Source organism: Pseudomonas akapageensis (assembly GCF_011355085.1).
Lineage (GTDB): Bacteria > Pseudomonadota > Gammaproteobacteria > Pseudomonadales > Pseudomonadaceae > Aquipseudomonas > Aquipseudomonas akapageensis.
The window spans coordinates 41,717-51,205 of the sequence record NZ_VXCP01000003.1 but is presented as its reverse complement, the minus strand read 5'-3'; the positions used below and the strand labels follow the sequence as shown (position 1 = coordinate 51,205).

Sequence of the window (9,489 nt, the reverse complement as noted above, 5' to 3'; positions counted from 1 at the left end):
ATGCGGCAGGCCGTGGCTTGCGCTCGCGTTGTGGGCGTTGGGCAGTGGCGGGCTCGGCGCTTGGCGCCGGGGGCTGCGCGGGGCTGGCGCTGGCCTTGGCTGGGGCGGTCGGTGCAGGCGGGGTGCTGGGGGCAGCGACGGCAGCTTGGCTCACCTTGGCGGTGGTGTCGGGCGCGAGCTGCTCAGCCTCGCCTTTTCCGAACATTTTCTTGAGTGCTTTGAGCACGGTCATCTCATCAATTGGTTAAGGAATGTACGCCGGCCAGTGTAAAGCAAGAACTGGGCGCGGCGTAGTGGATTGCTCCGTATGTTGCAGGAAGATTGCACTTCAGCGCAGACGTTCGCCCAACCAGACGCCAATATCGCGGATTTCTTCGGGTAACACCTCGTGCCCCATTGGGTATTCCTGCCAGGTAACGGTGACGCCCCACTCCTTCAGGAACTCGTAGGCGGTGCGGCCCATCGAGTTCTGTACCACGTCATCGTACTGACCATGCAGGCACAACACCGGGATGCGCTGCTGACTTGCCGACAGCTGCAAGTGGTCGTGGAAGGTGGGCGCATAGGTCGACAGCGCCACTACGCCGCCCAGCGGTCCCTGCCATTTCAGGAAGGCGGTGTGCAGCACCACGGCGCCGCCCTGGGAGAAGCCTGCCAGGAAGATGCGCGACGGGTCGATACCGTTGGCGCGCTGCTCTTCGATCAATGTGATGACGAAATCGGCCGATTCTTCCAGCTGCTCGCGGTTGATGGCACGGGCCGGGCTCATGGCCAGGATGTCGTACCAGCTCGGCATCTCATAGCCGCCATTGATGGTCACGGCGCGATTGGGGGCCTGGGGCAACACGAAGCGGGTGGTCAGCAATCTTTCCTGCAGGGCCTCGGCCACTGGCAGGAAGTCGTAGCGGTCGGCGCCCAGTCCGTGCAACCAGATAACACACGCATCGACGGGATTCGCCGGTTCAATAATCATTGGATTACTCATAACTGCTCCAGAAATGGGCGCGCGCTCTAATTGGGTGCGTATGCCTGGGGCGCGCTTGTTCGATCAGTGAAGAAGATGTCGCAAGGCTACAACTTTTCCACTTGACGTGCACTGAATCGCTTTAGCAGCCCAGAGTGGTACGGGCTTTGCTATGAAGCACTGGATGTGATGGTACGCGTTTTCGACGGTAACACTATCCACCGTCCAAGGATGCCGTAGTACAGCATTTATACGCCGATTGACCCAACAAGAAGCCAACACGGGTCTGATGCGCCTCATAAGGGTGCGGCGTAGTCTGGGCTCGAACACAACAAGAGCGAACTGGAGGTTCTGAATGAAGATGTTGAAAACCACCCTGGCGGTCGTTACTGCTGCAGCAGTACTGGGCGTCAGCGGTTTTGCGCAGGCGGGCGCGACCCTCGATGCTGTAACCAAGAAAGGTTTTGTCCAGTGCGGCGTCAGCGACGGCCTGCCGGGCTTCTCGGTGCCGGATTCGACCGGCAAGATCGTCGGTATCGATGCCGACGTTTGCCGTGCCGTGGCAGCGGCCGTATTCGGCGACGCCACCAAGGTGAAGTTCAGCCAGTTGAACGCCAAGGAGCGTTTCACTGCGTTGCAATCGGGTGAAGTCGATGTGCTGTCGCGTAACACCACCTGGACCAGCTCCCGCGATTCGGGCATGGGTCTGGTGTTCGCTGGCGTGACCTACTACGACGGCATCGGCTTCCTGGTCAACAACAAGCTGGGCGTGAAAAGTGCCAAGGAACTCGACGGCGCAACCATCTGCATCCAGGCCGGTACCACTACCGAGCTGAACGTCTCCGACTACTTCCGTGGCAACGGCCTGAAGTACACCCCGATCACCTTCGACACTTCCGACGAAAGCGCCAAGTCGCTCGAATCCGGTCGTTGCGACGTACTGACGTCCGACAAATCGCAGCTGTACGCACAGCGCAGCAAGCTGGCGAGCCCTAACGACTACGTGGTACTGCCGGAAACCATCTCCAAGGAGCCTCTGGGCCCGGTCGTGCGCAAGGGCGATGAGGAATGGTTCACCATCGTCAAGTGGACCCTGTTCGCCATGCTCAATGCCGAAGAGATGGGCGTCACCTCGAAAAACGTCGAAGAGCAGGCCAAGTCCACCAAGAACCCTGACGTGGCTCGCCTGCTGGGCACCGACGGTGAATACGGCAAGGACCTGAAGCTGCGCAAGGACTGGGCGGTACAGATCGTCAAGCAAGTCGGCAACTACGGCGAAATCTTCGAAAAGAACCTGGGCAAGAGCACTCCGCTGGCGATCGATCGCGGGCAGAACGCTTTGTGGAACAACGGCGGCCTTCAATACGCACCACCTGTGCGCTGATTGTCCTGTCACCCGGCGGGTCAACCGCCGGGTGATGTTCTGTTCCATTATTCCTGGGGCACTTCATGCAAAATCAAATCGGCGCACCCAAGCAGAGGCTCAGCCTAGGCGATCCACGTGTGCGTGCGTGGCTATTCCAGATCATCACGATTGTCGCGGTGGTCTCGTTGGGCTGGTACCTGTTCAACAACACTCAAACCAACCTCCAGCACCGGGGCATCACCTCCGGTTTCGGCTTTCTGGAGCGCAGTGCCGGTTTCGGCATCGCCCAGCACCTGATCTCCTACACTGAGTCGGACAGTTATGCCCGGGTGTTCGTCATCGGGCTGCTCAACACCCTGTTGGTGACTTTCATCGGCGTCATTCTGGCGACGATCCTGGGTTTCATCGTCGGGGTCGCCCGGCTGTCATCGAACTGGATCATCAGCAAGCTGGCGACGGTGTATGTGGAAGTCTTCCGCAATATCCCACCCTTGCTGCAGATTCTGTTCTGGTACTTCGCGGTATTCCTGACCATGCCGGGGCCGCGCAACAGTCATAATTTCGGCGACACTTTCTTCGTCAGCAACCGTGGCTTGAACATGCCGGCTGCCCTGGTGGCCGATGGCTTCTGGCCGTTCCTCGCCAGTATCGTGGTGGCCATTGTCGCGATCGTGCTGCTGAACCGCTGGGCAACCAAGCGCTTCGAAGAGACCGGCGTACCGTTTCACAAATTCTGGGCCAGCCTCGCGCTGTTTATCCTGATTCCCGCCTTGTGCTGCCTGATGTTCGGCGTGCCCGTGCATTGGGAAGCGCCGAAGCTGCAAGGCTTCAACTTCATCGGCGGCTGGGTGTTGATCCCGGAACTGCTGGCGCTGACCCTGGCGCTGACCGTCTATACCGCCGCCTTCATTGCCGAAATCGTGCGTTCGGGCATCAAGTCGGTCAGCCATGGTCAGACTGAAGCGGCCCATTCGCTCGGCCTGCGCAATGGTCCGACCCTGCGCAAGGTGATCATTCCGCAAGCCCTGCGGGTGATCATTCCGCCATTGACCAGCCAGTACCTGAACCTGGCGAAGAACTCTTCGCTGGCGGCCGGTATCGGCTACCCGGAAATGGTTTCGCTGTTTGCCGGCACGGTGCTGAACCAGACCGGGCAGGCGATTGAAGTCATTGCCATCACCATGAGCGTGTACCTGGCGATCAGCATCAGCATTTCGCTGTTGATGAACTGGTACAACAAGCGCATTGCGCTGATCGAGCGGTGAGGGAAAACACATGACGACTCATATCTTCAAACCCGACATGCCCGCTCCGAAGACCAGCGTAGGCGCGCTGGGCTGGATGCGTGCGCATCTGTTCTCCAGTTGGCTGAACACCCTGCTGACCCTGTTCGCGGTTTACCTGATCTTCCTGGTCGTGCCGCCGCTGCTGCACTGGGCGATCCTCGATGCCAACTGGGTCGGCACTACTCGCGCCGACTGCACCAAGGAAGGCGCCTGCTGGGTGTTCATCCAGCAGCGTTTCGGCCAGTTCATGTACGGCTACTACCCGCCGGTCCTGCGCTGGCGCGTGGACCTGACCGTGTGGCTGGCGGTCATCGGCGTTGCCCCGCTGTTCATCAAACGCTTCCCGCGCAAGGCGATCTACGGGCTGTGCTTCCTGGTGATCTACCCGATCCTGGCCTACACCCTGCTGCATGGCGGCATGCTGGGCCTGGACGTGGTGCCGACCAGCCAGTGGGGCGGCCTGATGCTGACCCTGGTGATCGCCACCGTCGGTATCGCCGGCGCCTTGCCGCTGGGTATTTTGCTGGCGCTGGGGCGGCGTTCGAAAATGCCGGCGATTCGTGTGGTCTGCGTGACCTTCATCGAGTTCTGGCGGGGCGTGCCGCTGATTACCGTACTGTTCATGTCCTCGGTGATGCTGCCGTTGTTCCTGCCTGAAGGCATGAGCTTCGACAAACTGCTGCGGGCCTTGATCGGGGTGATCATGTTCCAGTCCGCCTACGTCGCCGAAGTGGTGCGCGGCGGTCTGCAGGCCATCCCCAAGGGCCAGTACGAAGCGGCTGCCGCCATGGGCCTGGGTTACTGGCGCAGCATGGGCCTGGTCATCCTGCCGCAAGCCCTGAAGCTGGTGATCCCCGGCATCGTCAACACCTTCATCGCCCTGTTCAAGGACACCAGCCTGGTCATCATCATCGGCCTGTTCGACCTGCTCAACAGCGTCAAGCAGGCGGCTGCCGACCCTGCGTGGCTGGGCATGGCGACCGAGGGTTATGTGTTCGCAGCCCTGGTGTTCTGGATTTTCTGTTTCGGTATGTCCCGCTACTCCATGCATCTGGAGCGTAAGCTGGATACAGGCCACAAGCGTTAGGAGTTTTCTCATGAGTGAAGCGATCAAACAGCCTGTGGGCCCTGAAGGCATTATTCAGATGCAGGGCGTGAACAAGTGGTATGGCCAGTTCCACGTGCTCAAGGACATCAACCTGAACGTACGCCAGGGCGAGCGTATCGTCCTGTGCGGGCCGTCGGGCTCGGGCAAGTCGACCACCATCCGCTGCCTCAACCGCCTGGAAGAGCACCAGCAGGGCCGCATCGTGGTCGATGGGGTAGAACTGACCAACGACCTCAAGCAGATCGAGGCCATTCGCCGCGAAGTGGGCATGGTGTTCCAGCACTTCAACCTGTTCCCGCACCTGACCATCCTGCAGAACTGCACCCTGGCACCGATGTGGGTACGCAAGATGCCCCGGCGCCAGGCCGAGGAAATTGCCATGCACTACCTCGAGCGCGTGCGCATTCCCGAGCAGGCCCACAAATACCCGGGGCAGTTGTCCGGCGGCCAGCAGCAGCGCGTGGCGATTGCCCGTGCCTTGTGCATGAAGCCCAAGATCATGCTGTTCGACGAACCCACTTCGGCGCTCGATCCGGAAATGGTGAAAGAGGTGCTGGACACCATGATCGGCCTGGCTGAAGACGGCATGACCATGCTCTGCGTGACCCACGAAATGGGCTTTGCCCGGACGGTGGCGAACCGGGTGATCTTTATGGACAAGGGCGAGATCGTCGAGCAGGCCGGGCCTCATGACTTCTTCGACAATCCGCAGAATGAGCGGACGAAGTTGTTCTTGAGTCAGATTTTGCATTGATGGGTTGTTGAGTTGAAAGGAAGCCCGGACTTGTTCCGGGCTTTTTGTTTTTCTGGCCAATTTTTACGACCGCTTCGCGGTCGCAAGGGGCAATGCAATTTGCCTCGCGCTCAATTTCAGCTTAGTCTTTTCTGTAAATTCATCCGATGATTGGATGTTAAGCGAGAACCCATGCCAACCCCCCTCATCAAACGCTCCCTAGTCGACCAGGCCCTGGAACAACTGCGCCAACGCATCAACGACGGCGCCTGGACCATCGGCCAGCGCCTGCCGACCGAACCTGAACTGGCCGCCGAGCTGGGCATCAGCCGTAATACCGTGCGCGAAGCCATGCGCGTGCTGGCGTTCACCGGCCTGATCGAAGTGCGCCAGGGCGACGGCAGTTACCTGCGTGGCAATGTCGACCCGCTCGACACCATGAAGGCCTTGTCCCAATGCTCGCTGGAGCACGCCCGGGAAACCCGCCACATCATCGAGGCCGAAGCCATCGGCCTGGCGGCCCTGCGGCGTACCGAGCAGGACCTGCAAGGCCTGCGCGAAGCGCTCAAGGAGAGCGAGGCGCACTACCACCACGACCTGGATTGCTACATCGCCTGCGATATGGTGTTCCACCGCCGCCTTGTCGACGCCGCGCACAATCCGACCCTGAGCGAGTTGTACCGCTATTTCTCCAGCGTGGTCGGGGCCGCCGTGCGCCATAGCCTGAGCCACGGACCTCGACGGCAGTCGGTCTTCGACCTGCACGTCGACATGCTCGAGGCCGTCGAACAGCGTGACCCGGAACGGGCCAAGGCGCTGTGCCGGACCTTGATCGATGAACCTTGAATTGAGATGACCATGCCCAACAACGCCACATCCGCGACCAGTAGCCGGCCAGCCCCCGAACTCGACGAGCTCTTGATCGACTGCGAGGCCGATGACGCGCAGGTGCAACAACAGCCGGTGCAACTCAAACGCCCCTGGTTGCTGTTGCTCGGCTTGGTATTGGTAGCGCTGAACCTGCGTCCGGCTCTGTCGAGCATGGCGCCACTGCTCAGCCAGGTTTCGCAAAGCTTGGGCCTGAGTGCAGCGCAGGCCGGCTTGCTGACCACCTTGCCAGTGCTCTGCCTGGGCTTGTTCGCGCCGTTGGCGCCCATCCTGGCGCGGCGTTTCGGCAGCGAGCGGGTGGTGCTGGGGATTCTGGTGTTGCTGGCGGCGGGCATCGCCTTGCGCAGTTCATTGGGCACCTTCGGCCTGTTCGCCGGGAGCATCCTGGCCGGTGCCAGCATTGGTGTGATTGGCGTGCTGTTGCCAGGCATCGTCAAACGCGACTTCGCTAAACAAGCCGGGACCATGACCGGCGTCTACACCATGGCCCTGTGCCTGGGCGCGGCCACGGCCGCAGGTTCCACGGTGCCGTTGAGCGAACATTTCGGCGGCAGTTGGGCGTTGGGGTTGGGCTTCTGGCTGGTGCCGGCGCTGGCGGCGGCCCTGTTCTGGCTACCGCAGGCCAAGCAAGGGCATGGCGCGCATCAAGTGGCTTACCGGGTGCGTGGGTTGTTTCGTGACCCGTTGGCCTGGCAGGTCACGCTATACATGGGGCTGCAATCCTCGTTGGCCTACATCGTATTTGGCTGGTTGCCGTCGATCCTCATCGGTCGTGGCCTGACGCCGACCGAAGCAGGGCTGGTGTTGTCCGGCTCGGTGATCGTGCAACTGGCGAGCTCGCTGACCGCACCCTGGCTGGCGACCCGCGGGCGTGACCAGCGCCCGGCGATCCTGATTGTGATGTTGCTGACCCTGGCCGGGTTGTTCGGCTGCCTGTATGCGCCGATCGAAGGGCTGTGGGGCTGGGCCGTGGTGCTCGGGCTGGGGCAGGGCGCAACCTTCAGCCTGGCCTTGACCCTGATCGTGCTGCGTTCGTGGGATTCCCATGTGGCGGCGAACCTCTCGGGCATGGCCCAGGGTGTGGGCTATACGCTGGCGTCCATGGGGCCGTTTGCGGTGGGGGTGGTGCATGACCTTACCGGCGGCTGGGATGCCTTGGGCTGGATCTTTGGGGTGATTGGCCTGGGTGCCATTGTTGCCGGGTTGGGGGCGGGGCGGTCGTTGTATGTGCAGGTTGAAAGTGAAAAGGTTTGAGCACCCTCGTTCCCACGCTCCGCGTGGGAACGAGGATCCCCTGTGGGAGCGGGCTTGCCCGCGATTAGGATACATCTGTCAGCAATTTCGTTATGTCGTGAACGACATTTCCTAATCATAATCAACCCGCCTTAAACGCTGTTGCGCCTAGGTTTTTTGATGGTTAGTGTGGAGCGGTCGTTGACAATTCAATGATCGGGTTTCGCAGCCCTGATGAGCAGAAACAACAGCGTTCATTTTCAAAGTTCGGCTTTTTTAGGCTGAACCTTTGTTATGGCGGCTGTACGTGGGGCATCTTCGGGTGCGCCGAGTTTCTGTCTCCTCGGTCTGCGAACCCGCGTATAGCTGCCACCCTAATTCGTTTCGCAGCGAAGGGAAGGCGGCTTCACCATAAAGAGACTGAAAATGATAAAAATAGTCCCCGATCCGCCCGAATCATCCCCCTCGCTCACCACCACCACCGAAAAGCCCTTCGGCACCGTCGACAGCAACGGCATCCCCATGTTCACCGTGCGCGGCGGCATCCCGGCTGATGATGCATTGGCCCACGCCACCACCCTGATCGAATGCGCCGAAGCCACCGCCTGGGATGTAGTGGACCATTTGCACCTCAACGATAAAGCCCTGGTGCTCGGCCTGATCCAGCAACTCGATGCGGCACAGGCATTGATCGCCGCAGTAGTCGATCGCTAACCTGGCCCCTCGTTCCCACGCGGAGCGTGGAAACGAGGAAAAAGTATTACATTCCTATTCAAAAATAAGTTGGCACATATTCGTTTATATGTGTTGTCGCGCTGTTGCGTATAAGTTGCGTAGTATTTGATGGTGACTTAACAAAAACTTATTTGTATAACAAGGAATGTATATAGCGATGCAACATGAAACCGAAAAAGAGGCAGTCGGTGCCTCGCGTCGCCGAGGGCCTTTTCGAGTAGGTGAGCGCGTTCAGTTAACCGATGAGCGCGGACGCATGAGCACCATAGGCCTGGAAGCGGGCAAGGCTTTTCATACCCACAAGGGCTTCCTCGCCCATGACAGTGTCATTGGCAAGGTCGAAGGCACTGTCGTCAGCAATAACGAAGGCGTTGAGTATCAGGTGTTCAGGCCGCTGCTTTCGAATTTTGTTCTTTCAATGCCACGCGGCGCAGCCGTTGTTTACCCCAAGGATGCTGGCCAGATTGTCACCATGGCCGACATTTTTCCGGGGGCGCGGGTGGTCGAAGCCGGTGTGGGTTCCGGTGCGTTATCAATATCCTTGTTGCGGGCCGTAGGCGATCATGGCTACTTGCATTCTTTCGAGCGCCGGCAAGAGTTTGCCGATATCGCTCGGGGAAACGTTGAAGCAATGTTCGGCAGTGCCCATCCGGCCTGGAATATCTCCATCGGCGATTTTCAGGATGAAGTTGTCAGGCATGAAGCACCGGGCAGCATCGATAGAGTTGTGCTCGACATGTTGGCACCCTGGGAATGCCTCGATGCTGTCGCGACAGTGCTTGCTCCTGGAGGCGTATGGATCAATTACGTAGCCACCGTGACGCAGTTATCGCGAACCGTGGAAGCCATCAGAGAAGACGGACGCTTCACCGAACCCGATGCCTGGGAGTCGATGGTGCGTGGCTGGCACCTTGAGGGGCTGGCTGTGCGTCCTGATCATCGAATGATTGCACACACGGGGTTCCTGTTAATAACCCGCCGCTTTGCGGACGGTGTGGAAAATTTTGCAATTAAACGCAAACCCTCGAAAACAAACTTCAGTCAGGAAGACTTGAATGCATGGACCCCGACGTCCGTCGGCGAAAGAACGATTTCCGATCGGAAAATACGCCGCGCTGCACGAAGCGCAAATGCGGGTATCCAGATCAAGATTCTCGAGGAGAGCAATCACTAAGG

At 59.7% G+C, this 9,489-nt stretch carries 9 protein-coding genes and 1 pseudogene; 8 read left to right on the top strand and 2 right to left on the bottom strand.

What is annotated here, in order from left to right; genetic code table 11:
• Positions 1 to 226, bottom strand: a pseudogene (locus tag F2S13_RS04445) (ATP-dependent RNA helicase RhlB); the annotation flags it as partial.
• A 102-nt stretch (positions 227 to 328) separates the two neighbouring features.
• Positions 329 to 985, bottom strand: a complete 657-nt coding sequence (locus tag F2S13_RS04440; RefSeq protein WP_166359258.1) for an alpha/beta hydrolase — start codon at positions 983 to 985, stop codon at positions 329 to 331.
• 334 nt (positions 986 to 1,319) lie between these two features.
• On the opposite strand from F2S13_RS04440, the gene F2S13_RS04435 reads away from it, so the two are divergent.
• From F2S13_RS04435 to F2S13_RS04400, 8 genes are all read left to right on the top strand, one after another.
• Complete coding sequence (locus tag F2S13_RS04435) at positions 1,320 to 2,348, top strand: amino acid ABC transporter substrate-binding protein (RefSeq protein ID WP_166359257.1); 1,029 nt, start codon at positions 1,320 to 1,322, stop codon at positions 2,346 to 2,348.
• 65 nt (positions 2,349 to 2,413) lie between these two features.
• Positions 2,414 to 3,595, top strand: a complete 1,182-nt coding sequence (locus F2S13_RS04430; protein ID WP_166359256.1) for an amino acid ABC transporter permease — start codon at positions 2,414 to 2,416, stop codon at positions 3,593 to 3,595.
• Positions 3,596 to 3,605: 10 nt separating this feature from the next.
• Entirely contained in the window at positions 3,606 to 4,703 is a 1,098-nt protein-coding gene (locus tag F2S13_RS04425; RefSeq protein WP_166359255.1) for an amino acid ABC transporter permease, read from the top strand.
• Between the two features lie 10 nt (positions 4,704 to 4,713).
• Positions 4,714 to 5,478, top strand: coding sequence for an amino acid ABC transporter ATP-binding protein (locus F2S13_RS04420; RefSeq protein WP_166359254.1), 765 nt, complete (start codon positions 4,714 to 4,716; stop codon positions 5,476 to 5,478).
• Between the two features lie 171 nt (positions 5,479 to 5,649).
• On the top strand, positions 5,650 to 6,303 hold the full coding sequence (locus F2S13_RS04415) for a FadR/GntR family transcriptional regulator (protein ID WP_166359253.1): 654 nt from the start codon (positions 5,650 to 5,652) through the stop codon (positions 6,301 to 6,303).
• A gap of 12 nt (positions 6,304 to 6,315) precedes the next feature.
• Positions 6,316 to 7,599, top strand: coding sequence for a CynX/NimT family MFS transporter (locus tag F2S13_RS04410; RefSeq protein ID WP_246237751.1), 1,284 nt, complete (start codon positions 6,316 to 6,318; stop codon positions 7,597 to 7,599).
• 405 nt (positions 7,600 to 8,004) lie between these two features.
• Positions 8,005 to 8,292 carry a DUF6124 family protein gene (locus F2S13_RS04405; protein ID WP_166359251.1) on the top strand — a complete coding sequence of 96 codons (288 nt, stop codon included), beginning with the start codon at positions 8,005 to 8,007 and terminating at the stop codon, positions 8,290 to 8,292.
• 178 nt (positions 8,293 to 8,470) lie between these two features.
• Complete coding sequence (locus F2S13_RS04400) at positions 8,471 to 9,487, top strand: tRNA (adenine-N1)-methyltransferase (RefSeq protein WP_218583816.1); 1,017 nt, start codon at positions 8,471 to 8,473, stop codon at positions 9,485 to 9,487.
• Positions 9,488 to 9,489 lie beyond the last annotated feature (2 nt).